General features: G+C 59.1%; 11 protein-coding genes and 2 pseudogenes. 6 read left to right on the forward strand and 7 right to left on the reverse strand.

What is annotated here, in order from left to right:
• Positions 1 to 37 precede the first annotated feature (37 nt).
• The 4 genes and pseudogenes from P6U16_RS06050 to P6U16_RS06065 form a co-directional block, all read right to left on the reverse strand.
• Positions 38 to 2447 (reverse strand): annotated as a pseudogene (locus P6U16_RS06050) (methyl-accepting chemotaxis protein).
• Between the two features lie 241 nt (positions 2448 to 2688).
• A complete protein-coding gene (locus P6U16_RS06055) occupies positions 2689 to 3444 on the reverse strand; it encodes a LuxR family transcriptional regulator (RefSeq protein ID WP_277703001.1) in 756 nt (251 codons plus the stop codon).
• Between the two features lie 161 nt (positions 3445 to 3605).
• The gene (locus P6U16_RS06060) at positions 3606 to 4280 is read right to left on the reverse strand and encodes an autoinducer binding domain-containing protein (RefSeq protein ID WP_277703002.1); all 675 of its coding nucleotides are present in this window, start codon (positions 4278 to 4280) and stop codon (positions 3606 to 3608) included.
• A gap of 297 nt (positions 4281 to 4577) precedes the next feature.
• Positions 4578 to 5393 carry an IclR family transcriptional regulator gene (locus tag P6U16_RS06065; RefSeq protein ID WP_277703003.1) on the reverse strand — a complete coding sequence of 272 codons (816 nt, stop codon included), beginning with the start codon at positions 5391 to 5393 and terminating at the stop codon, positions 4578 to 4580.
• A 141-nt stretch (positions 5394 to 5534) separates the two neighbouring features.
• Between P6U16_RS06065 and P6U16_RS06070 the strand changes: the two genes are divergently transcribed.
• The 5 genes and pseudogenes from P6U16_RS06070 (at position 5535) to P6U16_RS06090 (ending at position 9609) form a co-directional block, all read left to right on the forward strand.
• Positions 5535 to 6305, forward strand: coding sequence for an SDR family oxidoreductase (locus P6U16_RS06070; protein ID WP_277703004.1), 771 nt, complete (start codon positions 5535 to 5537; stop codon positions 6303 to 6305).
• The gene (locus P6U16_RS06075) at positions 6305 to 7231 is read left to right on the forward strand and encodes a 2-dehydro-3-deoxygalactonokinase (RefSeq protein ID WP_277703005.1); all 927 of its coding nucleotides are present in this window, start codon (positions 6305 to 6307) and stop codon (positions 7229 to 7231) included. Before P6U16_RS06070 ends, P6U16_RS06075 begins: the two co-directional genes overlap by 1 nt.
• 16 nt (positions 7232 to 7247) lie before the next feature.
• Positions 7248 to 7880, forward strand: a complete 633-nt coding sequence (locus P6U16_RS06080) for a 2-dehydro-3-deoxy-6-phosphogalactonate aldolase (RefSeq protein WP_277703007.1) — start codon at positions 7248 to 7250, stop codon at positions 7878 to 7880.
• Between the two features lies 1 nt (position 7881).
• A pseudogene (locus tag P6U16_RS06085) lies at positions 7882 to 8764 on the forward strand (SMP-30/gluconolactonase/LRE family protein).
• Between the two features lie 230 nt (positions 8765 to 8994).
• Positions 8995 to 9609: a PRC-barrel domain-containing protein gene (locus P6U16_RS06090; RefSeq protein WP_277703008.1), complete on the forward strand. Its 615-nt coding sequence runs from the start codon at positions 8995 to 8997 to the stop codon at positions 9607 to 9609.
• Between the two features lie 112 nt (positions 9610 to 9721).
• On the opposite strand, the gene P6U16_RS06095 is transcribed toward P6U16_RS06090, so the two are convergent.
• Positions 9722 to 11275, reverse strand: a complete 1554-nt coding sequence (locus P6U16_RS06095) for a trimethylamine methyltransferase family protein (RefSeq protein ID WP_277703009.1) — start codon at positions 11273 to 11275, stop codon at positions 9722 to 9724.
• A 90-nt stretch (positions 11276 to 11365) separates the two neighbouring features.
• Here P6U16_RS06095 and P6U16_RS06100 point away from each other — a divergent pair, with 90 nt between their 5' ends.
• Positions 11366 to 12289 (forward strand): LysR substrate-binding domain-containing protein, encoded by a 924-nt coding sequence (locus P6U16_RS06100; protein WP_277703010.1) that lies wholly within the window; start codon positions 11366 to 11368, stop codon positions 12287 to 12289.
• 2 nt (positions 12290 to 12291) lie between these two features.
• Here the strand turns inward: P6U16_RS06100 and P6U16_RS06105 are convergent, their stop codons facing one another.
• Entirely contained in the window at positions 12292 to 13650 is a 1359-nt protein-coding gene (locus tag P6U16_RS06105; RefSeq protein WP_277703012.1) for an EAL domain-containing protein, read from the reverse strand.
• 160 nt (positions 13651 to 13810) lie between these two features.
• Positions 13811 to 15550, reverse strand: a complete 1740-nt coding sequence (locus P6U16_RS06110) for a response regulator (protein ID WP_277703013.1) — start codon at positions 15548 to 15550, stop codon at positions 13811 to 13813.
• Positions 15551 to 15686 lie beyond the last annotated feature (136 nt).

Below are 15686 nucleotides of genomic sequence, written 5' to 3' on the forward strand. Positions count from 1 at the left end.
TTTTAGGCATAACAATGAAAGTTCACAGGCAGCGCGATCAGAATTCGTCCCAGCCGTCATTGGACGCAATCGGCCTTGACGATCCGCCGCCCTTAAAAGCGCCGGCCAGTTTCTGGCTGAGCGCACGCGCCGGCGAACTAACCGCTGGTGTCGTCACTGATGCAGGCTTCAAGGTCGGCTGCGTCCGGATCGGCTGTGCCGAATAGGATGGCGTGACAGGTCGCGATACGTTGGCGGCCGGCGACCGGTGCGTATTGGGTTGATGAGCCTGTTCCGACGGATTGCCGAGCCGGAAATTGGCAAGCAGCTCATTGAGCGCCGAAGCTTCAGACGCAAGACTGTGGCTGGCCGCCGTCTGCTCCTCGACCATGGCGGCATTCTGCTGCGTGCCCTGGTCCATGATGTTGACGGCGCGATTGATGTCGTTCAACCCGATCGACTGCTCGCGCGCCGCCTCGACGATCGAAATGACGCGCATATTGATCTCGTCGACCTCGTGCACGATGACCTCAAGCGCCTTTCCGGCCTCACCGACAAGCGACACGCCGGTCTTCACCTGATCACCGGATTTCGAGATCAGCGCCTTGATTTCCTTGGCTGCGGTGGCGGAACGCTGGGCAAGCTCGCGCACCTCCTGGGCAACGACGGCAAAACCCTTTCCGGCATCGCCGGCCCGAGCGGCCTCGACACCAGCATTCAGCGCCAGCAGATTGGTCTGGAAGGCGATCTCGTCGATCACCCCGATAATGCTGGAAATTTCCTGGGAGGAGCTTGCAATCTGGCCGACGGCCTCGATTGCATTGCGAACGACACCGCTCGACGTCTGTGCGCCGGCCCGCGCCTTGGCGACGAGTTGGCTGGCCTCTTCGGCGCGCAGGGTCAGAATCCTTGACCGATGCCGTGATTTCCTCAAGCGCGGCAGCCGTCTGCTCTACAGAAGCAGCCTGCTGTTCCGTGCGCTTGGCGAGATCGTCGGCTGCGGAGCGGATTTCCGCGGAGCCCGCCTGGATACCCATCGCATTGCTGCCGACCGACTGCAGCGCCTGCTGCAGCTTGCTGACCGAGGTGTTGAAATCTTCGCGCAGCGCATCGAGCGTACCAATGAACGGAGTCGTCAGCCGGAAGGTCACGTCGCCCTCCGCAAGACGCTGCAGGCCGGAGCCGAGTTCGCTGACAGCAAGCCGCATCTGGCGCTCGTTTTCAGCACTTTCCGCGGCACGACGCTGGCGTTCTTCCTCGCTTAGCGTCCGGTTCTGCGCGGCTTCGACTTCGAGGCGCTGCTTGCTGATCGTCGCGTCGCGAAGAACGGCGAGCGAGCGGGCCATGTCGCCGATCTCATCCTTACGATCGGCATCGGCAAGGACAATTTCGGTATTGCCGCGGGCAATTTCGCCGGTTGCCTTGACGACAGCCTCGATACGCATGCGGAAGCGTCTGGAAATCAGAACGCCGAGCAGGACGAGAAGCAGGGAGGCAATGGCGATAATGACGACGGAGATCCATGCCATCTGTGTCAGATAGGCGAAGACGGTGGCTTGCGGAACCGAGACGACAGCATACCAGGACGTGCCAGCCAGAAGCGGCACTGGGACGGCGATGGAAAGGAAGCTTGTCCCGTCCGTAGCGACGGTTTCAACCGGCTGGCCGGGATTGTTGATCAGCGTCTGCCAGGCTTCGGCGTCGACATCGCTGTCCTTGAGCGCCTTGCCGAGATTCTCGGTATTGACATGGCTGATGAAATTTCCGCCCTGCGAAATCAAAGCGACATTGCCGTCGCCAAGCGGTTTCACGGACGCCAGACCGGCCGTCAGGCTGTCGAGCGCGATGTCGATGCCGGTGACGCCCAGCTGCTTGCCGTTCACCGTCACCGGGCCGACCAGCGTCGTCATCAGCACGTCCTTGCCATCGACATTATATTTGTAAGGCTCGATTACCACTGTCTTCTGCTGCGTGAATGGTAGCTGGTAATAATCGCCCGGCCCCGGCGTGTCGTAATCGACCAGCGGCGCAACGATAATATTTGGACCGGAACGCACCCAATAGGGCACGTAGCGACCGGTCGCGTCATGTCCCGGCTTGTTGAGGAAGTCTGCGTCCTTGCCATCAAAGGCATTCGGCTGCCAACCACTCCAGACGCCGAGCGCGTTGGGATTATCCTCGAGATTTTTCTTGAGCAGCACATCAGCAACTGTACGATCGGCCGCGCCGGAAATCTGCATCGCCGCAAACGTGCTCTGCAGCCCCTGCACAAGCTGAAGACCCTTGGACATCTGCGTCTTAATATCGGCAGCCGTAATCTCGGCCGCGGCGGTCATTTCGCCGACACTGCGACGCTTCACCTCGGAATAGGAGATCCAGAAAAGCGTCCCGGCGGTAACTACGGTGGCAAAAAGCCCCGTTGCGACAACGGCGAATATATTGCGGGAGGTCGCGGTCTTGAACAGCATGCTCTATTCCTCGAAAGGCGCGCCGGCGACCGAAGGCAGCCTTGAGGTCGCGGCTCGGATGACTTCATACAGGGAAGCGAAGGGCCCGGGCGCATCTCAAGAGCACGCTCGCTGACCTTCCAATGAACTCATTTCACCGCGAGCTAAGCTGGACTTAAATCCTTAATGTTCGTCTAAAAACTGCTGCCGACCAGCCAATTCGCGGGACGAAAAGGCTCTATTGCAAGGTTTTCCACGGTCGTCAGGTGATGTAGCCTTTTTTCATCGCCTTCACGACGGCTTGCGTGCGATTTACCGCATCGAGCTTCTTCGTCACATGGTTCAGATAGTGATTGACTGTGTGCTCCGACAGGCCAAGGATTCCGGCAATTTCGGAACTGGTTTTGCCGGCGGCTGTCCAGCTGAGGCATTGGATCTCGCGTTCGGACAGGATTGTTGTCGTATCCTTCCAGAACGCGCCGATCTCCGTCAGGCGGTTGTAGACATGGATGGCGATCATTTGCAGCTCCATCGTCGCACTCATCGGCACTTCGACTTCATCGCCCATGAGGATGACGGCGGCACGACTGCCGTCGGCGTCATGGACCGGAAAATAGTTGGCCTGCAAAAAGCCGTTCTCGCGTAGCATCGCTATGTATTCATTCGATTGTGCGGGCCGTGTAGTTTGCTTCTCCCAATCCTCAATCGAGAGTTGAAAAGGCGTCGTCGTTTCGCGTAAGCGGCGAATACCAGTTGAGTGTTTCAGAAGCGACATGCTATCATATTTGTTGATCAGTTCGCCCGGCATGTTCGAGATGATCGACATGCTGGCCAGCTTGTCAGCATCAAAACCGGGCACGGTGCAGATCATGAATGTCTTGAAGCCGAAAGACTGCGTCACTCTTTTCATATAGCGGACGACGTCGAATTGCGTTTCCAGTGTTGCTATCTCAGAAGCGAAATCGCCGCCGCGGGTTTGCACAGTATCCATCGGCCCGATCGTCATTGCTTCCCGCATTCAAAAATCCCGTCTTCGGTGTCAACGCCTGATACGCTTCCAGGCGCGATGCCTAGCCAGTCGCATGCCATTTCCATAAGGCCGGACGACATCGATCCCGATACACCGTCACCCGTCCTCGTATTCAATCTACAGTTCCGCATCATTCAACTCATACCTATTTAATTGATCAATCCTGCACGGATCGCTTTTACGACCGTCTGCACCCGGTTTACGGAATCCAGTTTGCGGGTCGCCCGGTTCAGATAATGATTGACCGTATAGTCGGAGAGGAAGAGAATTTTAGCCATTTCGCTGGTCGTCTTCCCGGCAGCCGCCCAATACAGGCATTCGAGCTCCCGCTTCGAAAGTTTTGCGCCCTTCACGTTCTTTTGGGCACGCAGTTCACTCAAGCGATTGAAAAGTCCGCCTGCGACAAAATTCAGTTCCCTCATCTCTTCGGCAGACACCATTTCGCGGTCGCCACCGAACGCAACGGCGCCACAATTTCCGGAGGTATCGTGAACCGGGACGTAGATACCGCGCTTCATATTGACCTGTTCGAAAAGGCTGATGACAACAGCCCCCTTGCCATCCAATCGGCGACGCGAATCGACCTGGGTATCGTAAGTAAAAGGTATGGTGCTGCGGCGCAGCCGGTCGATGATCGGGCTTCCGGCCATGAGGCATGCATCGTCATAGCCTGTCAGGAATTCGCGCGGCCAATTGGTCAAAAGCGTCGATTCGGCAAGGCGATGGGTGTCGCGACCAGGAACGCACATGACCATGAAACCTTTAAAGCCATAAGCCTGCGCCAAGCCCTCTAGGCCTCGCCGAATATCCGCTTCTTCGGTCATTTCCTCAGCTATGCGGTGACCATCCGGCGGCGTAATTGCGAGTGCCGTCTGGTTGAAGTCAAAAAAGCGGCCGCCCCTTCGGCTATTGACGGGCCGATCCGGTGTTTCAGAAACACACAAGCGCCACATCTCGTTTCCAATCCTTCGCTATTGCCATCTTAGAGAGCATCCGGCGCGGTATATCTCTGCCCATGCCCATTTGAATTGTATGATATATCAAAGCTACAGGCATCATTCCGCCACGTCCAGTCGAGATACCTAATTTACCGTAAAGCCATTCTGTTATCCCATGTACATCTAAGGTCCCGGCCCAAGCCGGACCTCAACATCCTGCTCGATTTCATGTGCAGCCTTCCTGACAGCAACTGCCCAGCCTTCCAGCTGTTCCATGGAGACACGATATGCAGGCCCGGTCACGGAAACCCCGGCGACAATGCCGTGCCGGGGAGCCTGGACCGGGGCTGCGACACAACGGATGCCGCTCTCATGCTCTTCCCTGTCGAATGCGTGACCGACCCGGCGCACGACGGCCAGTTCGGTCAGGAGGGATCCGGCGGAGAGATGCGTGTTCGGCGTATAGGCTTGAAAAGAAAAACGATCCACCAGATCGATCAAGCGAGCCTCCGGCAGAACCGACAATGCGGCCTTGCCGACACCGGTGCAATAAACAGGAGATGCGTTCCCGATTTGCGAGTTCATGCGAACCGCCTGACGGCTCTCGACCTTGTCGAGATAAATGATCTCCTGTCCGTGCAGAATGCCGAGATGCACCGTTTCACCGGTTTGCTCGTGCAGATTCTTCAGGTGCGGTTCCGCCACCGTGCGAAATTGGTTTTTGGCCCAGGTGTTTGAGGCGAGCTTTAACAGACGCATTCCTAGTGCGTAGCGCAGATCCCCTCCCATACTGAGCAGCCCCTCCTCGACCAGATGCGAGAGCTGGCGATGCAGCGTGCCACGCGGCTGGTCGCTGAGAGCCAGAATTTCCGTGAAGCGCAGTGGTGTCTCAGAAGTCGCAACAAGTTCGAGAACCGCAATCGACTTGCCCAGCGTCCCGGTCCCAGCCGACTGCGAGGCCTTAAGATCAGTCTCCGTAGCGATCCGGTTTTCTACCATTGAACCCTCGATCTCCAGCGGCACGCATAGCTAAGCTTGACAAGACCATCAGCCTACCGCGATAATTCCAAATAATCAAATCGAGTTCCATATATCGGAATCTATAAATGACTATCTGCCGCGGCAGGGAGAGGAACGAACGTGGTAATGCCCTCCGCCCATTTCCCGGACTTGAAAGACAGCGCCGTCCTAATCACCGGTGGTAGCTCCGGTATCGGCGCAGCTCTTGTCGAAGGCTTTCTCAAGCAGGGTGCGCGCGTCGCATTTCTGGATATCGATCGGAAAGCCGGCAATGCCCTCGTTGGACGGCTTAGCCAGGAAACTGAGACCGCTCCGGTCTTTATCCCAGCCGACCTGCGGGACGTCGAGGCCTTGCACCGCGCCGTCGAGCAAGCCGCGGCAGCCATCGGCCCCATCGGCGTTCTCATCAACAATGCGGCGCGCGATGATCGCAACCTCCTCGAAGAGGTGACGCAGGAAACGTGGGACGAGAGCCAGGCGGTCAATCTGCGCCCGCATTTCTTCATGGCCCAGGCGGTAGCACCCTATATGCGTACACTGGGCAAGGGATCCATCATCAATTTCTCGTCGATAGCCTTCATGCTCAATATGGGCGACCTGCCGGTCTATGCAACGGCAAAGGCCGGGATCATCGGCCTGACGAAATCGCTGGCCGGACATCTTGGCCCAGCCAATATCCGGGTCAACGCCGTTCTACCGGGCATGGTGGTGACGGAGCGCCAGAAGCAACTATGGCTCACCGAGGAGTCGATTAAGGCAATGATCGAGAAACAATGCCTGAAGCGCACGCTTCTGGCGGACGACATGGTCGGTCCCTGCCTTTATTTGGCATCCGACTGTTCCGCGGGCGTAACGGCCCAGACAATGATCGTGGATGGAGGCGTTTTCTGATGGTGACGACAAAGGATACGGCAGACTATGTCGCCGTAGACTGGGGAACGTCGAGCTTCCGGCTCTGGCTGATCGGCCGGGATGGCCGGGTGCTGGCCGAGCGCCGCAGCGCCGAAGGCATGACGACAGCCGCAAAGACCGGCTTCGAAGCCGTGCTGCAATCGCATCTCGACGCCATCTCCGCACCGGCGAACCTGCCGGTGATCGTCTGCGGCATGGCTGGAGCCCGACAGGGCTGGGTCGAGGCCGGATATCTCAATACGCCGGCTGCCCTTGCCGATATCGTCACGGCCGCGGTTCCGGTTCCCGGAATTGACCGTGACGTGCGCATCCTCCCCGGCCTTGCCCAGCGCGACGCGACTGCGGCCGACGTCATGCGCGGCGAGGAAACACAGTTGGTCGGCGCCGGCGCAATTCTCTCATCTGGCGAGCATCTCGTCTGCATGCCCGGAACCCACAGCAAGTGGGTCCGCGTCAGCCAAAGTACGGTGACTGGTTTTTCCACCTTCATGACCGGTGAACTGTTCGATGCGATATCCAAGCACACGATCCTCAGCCATACGGTCGGCGACGGCGGCGCCTTCGACGGCACGCATCCGGCCTTCATCGAGGCCGTGAAACAGATCCGGGACAATCCGGCGCTTGCCACCAACCGGCTGTTTTCGGTGCGCGCCGGGCAATTGTTGCATGCCCTACCCGCGACCGATGGCAAGGCCCGGCTGTCGGGAACGCTGATCGGCGTCGAGATTGCAGGCGCGCTCAGCACCGTTGCCGCCGGGGGTATCTGCCTTGTCGTCTCGGGTTCGCTCGGGGCGCTCTACCAGGCGGCCTTTACCGCCTTCGACCTCGATCCCATCCTGATCGATGCCGACGATGCCGTACGGCAGGGTCTGGCATCGGCCGCGCGTGCCCTCTGGCCGCTTTGAAGAAAGACGAAACATCATGGCCCGCATTGCCTTTCCCACGATGAAATATCCGCTGATCGCCATTCTGCGTGGTTTGAAACCCGCAGAGACGGAGGGCGTGGTCGGCGCGCTGATCGAGGCCGGCTTTACCGCGATCGAAATCCCGTTGAATTCGCCGGACCCGTTTCGCTCGATCGAAACGGCCGTTAAGATGGCGCCCGCCGGCTGCCTGATCGGCGCCGGTACGGTTCTGACCACCGAGCAGGTCGAACAGCTCGATGGCGTCGGCGGCAAATTGATGGTCAGCCCGAATGTCGAGCCGTCCGTCATTTCGCTTGCTGCCGCCAAGGGCATGATCACCATGCCCGGCGTGTTCACGCCAACGGAGGCGCTTGCCGCCGCCAAGGCCGGCGCAACGGGCCTGAAATTCTTCCCGGCCAGCGTGCTCGGGCCCTCGGGTATCTCCGCCATCCGCGCCGTGCTGCCACCGGAACTGGAAATCGCCGCTGTTGGCGGTGTCTCGGAGAGCAATTTTGCCGACTATGCCAAGATCGGCGTCAAGAGCTTCGGCCTCGGCTCCAGCCTCTACAAGGCGGGCATGGACGCATCCGAGGTTGCAAAGCGCGCCCGCGTGACGATCGCGGCCTATGATGCAGTTTATGGAGCCTGACATGGCAGAGATCATCCCGTTTGCAGGCACGACCCTGTGCAATTCCCCTCCGAACTCGGCGAAGGTCCGAGCTTCGATCCGGCGACCGGCACGGCCTGGTGGTTCAACATCAAGGGCAAGGCATTGCACGAGCTGCACCTTGAGAGCGGCCGCAAGCAGGTTCACCCCTGCCCTTTCTCGGCAGCGTGCTTGCAGCGATCGATGCCACCCGGCAGCTGATCGCCTCGGATCAGGGCCTGTTCATCCGTGAAATCACGACCGGCAAACTGAGCCCCCATGCGACGCTCGAAGACAAACCCGGCAACCGCTCCAATGACGGGCGCATGCACGCATCCGGAAGTCTCTGGGTGAGCACCATGGGCCGCAAGGCGGAAAAACAGGCGGGGGCGATCTATCATGTCGCCAAAGGTACTGTGACCAAACTCTTCGGCAACATCTCGATCCCAAACGGCATCTGCTTTTCGCCGGACGGAACAACCGGCTACTTCGTCGATTCCGCCGTCAACCATATCATGCAGGTGCCGCTCGACCCGGAAACCGGCCTGCCGACGGGCGAGGCAACGCTGTTCAGCGACCAGAGCGGCGAGCCGGGCGATGTCGATGGCTCGGTCTGCGATGCGGAAGGGCTGATCTGGAATGCGCGCTGGGGCCAAGGTGCCGTCGATGTCTATGCCCCGGACGGAACCCGACTGCGCCGCTATGTGGTGCCGGCCACGCAATCCAGTTGCCCGGCCTTCATAGGCGCCAGGGCCGACCGGTTGATGGTGACCTCTGCCTGGCAGGACATGGACGGTGCCGCCCGCGCCGCCGATCCGCTTGCCGGCCAAACCTTCGATCTCGGCATTGCAGTCAACGGCCGGTTCGAGCCGGCATACAGGCTGTAAATGCCCTTGAAACGGATGCTGGCGGGAACACGCCAGTGTCCGCTTCCTCTGTCAAAAACAGCATTTCTCCGATTTTGCCCGCACTAAAACGCTAAAAAGTTCCAAAATTTTTGATTTAGTTTTTCGGAACCGATCCGGTCCTCTCACGTTGTTTGGGCATCACCGGTGCAGCACTGGACCACAAAATCACGCTGCGCCTGATCGATAAACAATTTGAAAGGTAGTTTGACATGACCAAGAAACTCGTAGCTTCCGTTGCCGCTGGTGCTCTTTTCGCAGGCATGACTGCCTTCGCACCGATGAGCTTTGCGCAGGAAACCACCCAGCCGCAGACAATGGAAACCCAGCCTTCGACGACCACGGGCGAAACGCCTGCTGTCGTTCCGGAAGCAATCGGTGAAGCCGCACAGGCGGCACCTGCCACCGGCTCCAATTACCTGACCGAGCAGGCCGACGACCAGATCGCCGCCAGCACCTATATCGGCCAGTCCGTCTATAACTCGGCTGATGAAAGCATCGGCGAGATCAACGACGTGATCTTCACCAAGGATGGCTCGGTTGAAGCAGCTGTCATTGGCGTCGGCGGCTTCCTCGGCATCGGTGAAAAGAACGTTGCCGTTCCGCTCGACACGATCGCGGTTGCTGAAGTCCCGAACTCCGATGACCTGAAGCTGACGACGGCTGAAACCGCCGATACGCTGAAGGCAGCGCCGGAATTCAAGACCAAGGCTCAGCAGATGGCTGAAACCAACGCCAACACCCCGGTCGATACGTCGACCACATCGTCGACCTCGACAACGGGTGCTGCACCAGCTACCGGCGTACAGCCGGCACCGGCTGAATAATCTGCCAACGGCAGTTATATGAAAGGGCGGTGCTTCGGGGCCGCCCTTTTTGTTGTGCAAAGCCTAGACAGAACACCACAGCGTCGTGCGGGAGAGGTACCACCCGTCTCCCTCAGTACCAGGCATCCGCCGCGCTGCTCTTGCGTCGTTCCATATAGTCGGCCAAAGCGTCATCGATTGCCACATCCAGAGGCGGTGCTTCGTATTCGGCCAGCGTCTTTTTCCAGCGTTTATTGGCACGGGTCGCGATGTCGGTCGAACCGCCCTCCTCGCTCCATTTTTCGAACGGCTCGTTGTCCGACAGGTTCGAGTCCCAGAAGGCCGTCTGGTAGTTTTTCATCGTATGGTCGCAGCCGAGGAAATGGCTGCCCGGCCCAACCTGCAGGAAGGCGTCCATCGCCAGCGAATTGTCATCGACGACGACGCCAGCGAGATAGGAATGCAGAGCGCCGCAAAGATCGACGTCCATCATGAATTTCTCGTAGGACATGGCGAGCAGGCCGTCGAGAAAGCCAGCCGAATGCAGGATGAAATTGGCGCCGCAATGGACGGCCGACAGCATCGACATCGTGCCCTCGACCATGGCCTGCCCATCGGGCAGCTTGGAATTGGAGAAGTTTCCGGCGCAGCGTAGCGGCAGCTTCAGACGCCGCGCCAGTTGCCCGATCACCATAGAGCCGATCGCCGGTTCCGGCGTGCCGAAGGTCGGCGAGCCCGATCGCAGCGACATGGACGACAGGAAATTGCCGAAGATCACGGGAGCGCCGCGGCGCTCCAATTGGGTCAGCGCACAGCCGGCCAGTGTTTCGGCATAGGACTGTGCGATCGCGCCTGCATTGGTGACCGGCCCCATGGCTCCGCCGAGAATGAACGGCACGATGACCGCCGCCTGATTGGCCCGTGCATAGGCGCGCAACGACTTCGTCATCGTGCCATCCCAAACCAGCGGCGAATTGACGTTGACGTTACCGAGAATGACGCAGTTCTGGTCGACGAAATCGCGACCGAAGACGATGCGGGCCATGTCGATCGAATCCTCGGCGCGGTCCTCCGCTGTGATCGAACCCATGAAGGCGCGATCGGAATATTTGATGTGACTGTACACCATATCGAGATGGCGCTTGTTGACGGGAACATCGACCGGCTCGCAGATCGTTCCGCCGGAATGATGCAGGTACGGGCTCGACTGGGCGAGCTTGACGAAATTGCGGAAATCTTCCAGCGTGCCGTAGCGCCGGCCCTTGTCGAGATCCATGACGAAGGGCGAGCCGTAGGCTGGGGAGAACACCACATTCTTGCCGCCGATCTCGACATTGTGCGCGGGGTTTCGAGCATGCTGGGTAAATTGCTGAGGCGCTGTGGAGACAATTTCATTCAGCATGCCCGGCTCGAAGCGCACCAGCACGCCATCCACCTTGGCACCCGCCTTTTTCCAATAGTCCAAACAGATCGGATCGTCACGGAACTCGATGCCGACCTCTGACAGGATGCGATCAGCGACGCGCTCGATCTTCTGCAGGTTCTCCTCGTTCAGGATATCGTAGGGCGGAATGTTGCGGGCGATATAGGGAACGCCGATGATCTTCGCCGATCCGTCCCGGCGTGCCGGCCTTGATCCGCGCGTCCGTCGTCCTGTTTCGATGTCCGTCGCGGCAACTGCTTCCATCACTTCTCTCCCATGATTGAAACGGACGGTATTTTGGAAAGACCGCTTTGTAACGCTGGAAAAAATCGAGGCATGCTATAAACAAGGCTTATGCAAACCCTGCGCCGCCTCCTGCCGTCCGCCTCCAGCCTCATCGTCTTCGAGGCGGCCGGTCGGCACCAGAACTTCACCCGCGCCGCCAACGAGCTTGGCATGACGCAGGCTGCGGTGTCCTACGCGGTGCGCGGCCTGGAGGACCAACTTGGTGTGCCGTTGTTTCACCGGGTGCACCGCGCCGTCGAACTCACCGAAGCCGGTGAGAAATTTCACGCGGACGTATCAATCGGCCTGTCGCGCATCCAGAAATCGGCAGAGGACATCCGCGCCAAGGGCCGTGAGACCAATGTGACGCTGGCTGCCTCCACCGCTTTCGCCTCAATGTGGATGCTGCCGCGACTGACCCGGTTGCGCGAGGACTTACCGGAGATCGACCTTCGCATCCAGACCAGCGTGCGCGATCTTGATCTCGACGATGAGCCGATCCCGCTTGGCGTGCGCGGCGGCGATCCGGCCAACTGGCCGCAATATCACGCCGCTCTGCTTGCGCCCGAGGTGATCAGCGCGGTTGCAAGTCCGGCGTTCCTTGACGCCAACGGCATGCCGCACAGTCCTGAAGACCTTCTGCGCCATCGTCTTATCCATCTGGAAGAACCGGTGCGGCAAGCCTGCGACTGGCCCGAATGGTTTGCCAGCGCCGGTCTCAATTATCCCCCGCAATCGCGACGGCTGGCGATCAATGACTACGTCCTAGTGGTCCAGGCCGTGCTGGCGGGAGACGGAATCGCGCTTGGGTGGCAACATCTGATCGAGCGGCAGGTGCAATCGGGCGCCCTGGTTTCGGTCGCCGACCATGTCCTGGAGACCGGATTGGCTTTCTATGTTGTCTGGCCACGCTCACGCGAACTCAACATTCAGGCCCAGCGCGTGCGGGACTGGCTTTTGGAAGAAGGACGGAAAACGCGAGAAAAGCGATAGCCTCAGCCTGCGGCGGCAACGGCGTCGATGCTGTCATATTTGGTCGCGAGGTAACGCAGAGTAGCCACGGCATCAACCGGTTTTCCGTAAAAATAGCCTTGCCCCATGCCGCAGCCGAGGGCCTTCAACTTCAGTGCTTCAGAAAATTCCTCGATGCCTTCGGCGACGACTTCGAGATTGAGACCCTCGCACATGGCAACGATTGCCTTGACGATATGCTCGGAAGCACGATCCTGCGAAATGCGGGACACGAAGGCACGATCCACCTTCACCTTGTCGAAGGAGAAATCGCGCAGGCGCCCAAGGCTGGACTGGCCGGTGCCGAAATCATCCAGCGAAATGCGCACACCAGCAGCCCTAAGTTCCGTAACGATCTTCTGCGCGACGTTTTCATCGGTCATGACGGCCGTCTCGGTGATTTCCAGCTCGAGACGCCGTGGATCGAGCCCGGCTCGGCCGATAATCGAGAGGACATTGGCACTGGTGGATGGATCCATCAGCTGTGCCGAAGAAAGATTGAAGGACAGGAAAAGTTCTTTCGGCCAGGCCAGCGCAGCTTCCGCCGCCTTGCGTAGAAGCGCTTCCGACAGCATGTCGATAAAGCCGCGCTCCTCGGCGAGGGGCACGAAAACGGCAGGGGAGACATAACCGAGATCGGCATCACACCAGCGTGCCAGTGCTTCGAAACCGACGACGCTGTCATCCTTGAGATTGACGATCGGCTGGAAATGCACATCGACCTCATCGGCTATGATCGCGTTACGCAGAGCCTGCTCAAGTTGCGTTGCCCGTTTCATTTCCTGGGCAATTTCGCGAGAATAGACCGTAATCTGGCCACGACCGCGCCGCTTGGACCGATAGAGGGCCGTATCGGCGCTTTTCAGCAGGTCCACAAAATCTTCGCCGGCAAAGGGATAGACGGCGAAACCGAAAGACGCGGAGAGACGCACGTTGCGCTCGCCGAGATCGAACGGTGCAGACAGCACTTCCTTCAGCATGCTTCCGATTTTTTCGGCGGCCTTTCGCTCGAAAACCAAGGGAAATACGAAGGCAAATTCATCGCCGCCGTGGCGGATGACCGTTGCTCCATCGGGGACGCAGGCCAAAAGCCGGTTGGCGACCTGACAGAGAATGGCATCGCCGGCTTCCGGACCGAAAAGATCGTTGATAGGCTTGAAGCCGTCAAGATTGGCAAGTCCAATGGTGAAGGGTGCCGGGTCGCTGGCGCGCTCGGTCGCAATCTCGCGCACCTTGTCGCGCAAGCTATATGAATTGCCGAGGCCGGTTAGCGGATCCGTATAGGCCATGACCTGGAGATCGCTTCGGCTGAGGTGCTGAGACAGCGTATCAGCAGTATTCATCGCGCATTCCCGCATTGGACACATGTGGTCTTTTCGGTTCCGACGATGCACTTTCGGAGGTTAACATTTCCTCAGCATTACGCCCCCACTTCCGGTAGCAGCCTCCCCAATTCTCGGGGTTGACACTCCATGCCATGAACGGTTCTTCCAAGAATTCCCTTCACGCCGAAACGGCCACCCGTTGCTGCAATACAGGTACAAAGGTGCGGTAGACTGTTTCGATCATGTCAGGGCTAATCGGCTTGGTGATGTAGTCGTCCATACCGGCGGCCCGGCTGCCCTCGATATCAATCTCCAGCGCCTGTGCTGTAACAGCAACAATGGGCGTCCGGGTGCCGGAAGCCTTTTCGGCCTCGCGGATCGTGCGGGCGGCATCGAAGCCATTCATGACAGGCATCGCGACATCCATCAAAATGAGGCTCGGCTTGTGCTTCTGCCATAGGGCAACAGCTTCCTCGCCATTGGCCGCGATGCGGTACGATATGCCGAGACCTTCCAGAATCTGGGCGAAGACGAACTGGTTGATCTCGTTGTCCTCGGCCACGACGACCTCGACATCGGAATGTTGTTTTTCAGGCGATGTTTCAGGACTCACCACGATATCCCAGTCTTCTGCCGCGAGCGGCGCGGCATCGGCTGCATCGGAGGCCATGTCGCTGATGCACAGGATATCCGCATGAAGCTGCGCTTCCGTCCAGTCCGTTGGCAACAACAAGGACGGCAGTGTATCCCAACCGGTTTCAATCTCCTTCGCACCGGCCATGCCGGCGTCGATCAGCAGAAGATCGACCGTCAGATCCGTTGCGGCGACGGCTTCCTTCAGCGCGACGAGTTCGCCGAGGTTCGAAATCGCTCCGGCATCGAACTGCCATTCCCGCAGCTTCGACAGCAATCGTTTTTCCAAAGAGGGATCGGAAGTGGCGACCAACACGTGGCGCAGGGCCTGAGGGCGCTCCTCGAGCATCGGTCCCGCCTCGACCAGATGCTGCATATCCAGCGCCCGAAACGGGTCATAGCAATTCTGCCCCGGCTCGAAGACGTCGTAGTCCTTGACCTTCAAGCCAATCTTGCGCGGCGGCGCGCTTTGGACATCGTCGTGCCAGACCACGATATCGGTGACGTCGCTCATGCAGGTGACAAGCAGATGTTTTCCCGCTTCACCAACGCGGTACTTGCGGGTGACAACCCAGATGTCTTCGCCGTCAGCGCGCACGAGTTGTTCCGGAAGCGAAAAGCTCACGCCGGTCTCGATCACGGCGCGATCGCTTTGTTCAAATTTTTCGGCAAGCGCCGGCTCCAACAAATCCCAGACGGAGCGCCCCAGAATGGTTTCGGCACTCATCCCATGGAGAGAACAAAACGCCTTGTTGACGGCGATATAATTGAGGTTCCGATCCTTGACGCACATCGGATTGGGCATGCAGTCGAGGATGCCTTCCGTGAGTTCGACACGCTCGAGATCAGTCTGCACCTGTTCTTCGCGCTTCTTCTGCTCGGAAATATCAGTGATGGCAACGATGCCCAGACCGCTCGAAACACGCCGCTTGCGCACGCTGATCCAGCGCTGGCGACCGATCCGCTCAACGGTCTCGTAACGCTCGCGCCAATGGAAGGAAATGTGCTCGGAAATCCACTCATCGCGATTGGATCGCCGGCGGCTGCTTTCGGGGACCGTGCCGTTGCGCACGCCTGAATCAAACACAGCGCCAAGGAAATCCCTGAGCCGTGTGCCGGGCTGAAGAAGTGCTGGGGAAACAGGATAGAATTGCAGCAGGTGACGGCTGGCAAAGACGATCTCGTCATTCTTGTCACAGACAAGAATGGCAAGGCCCAACGCGTCCGAAGCCACGTCGAGTACCGTTTTCTGGATGTGCGCGCCGGTCGACGCTACATCGCTCATACCATGACCCTCATATCGCCCCCGCGGAGCCGCTCATAGGAAACATGCTGGTCATATTGCCGAAACGGCACCTTCGGGGCTCAAACCTGACGACGGCCAGCAGCGTCGTCCTTCCCGATGGACAAAACCCGTGTTC

It is taken from the genome of Rhizobium sp. 32-5/1 (assembly GCF_029537235.1).
Classification (GTDB): Bacteria; Pseudomonadota; Alphaproteobacteria; order Rhizobiales; family Rhizobiaceae; genus Pararhizobium.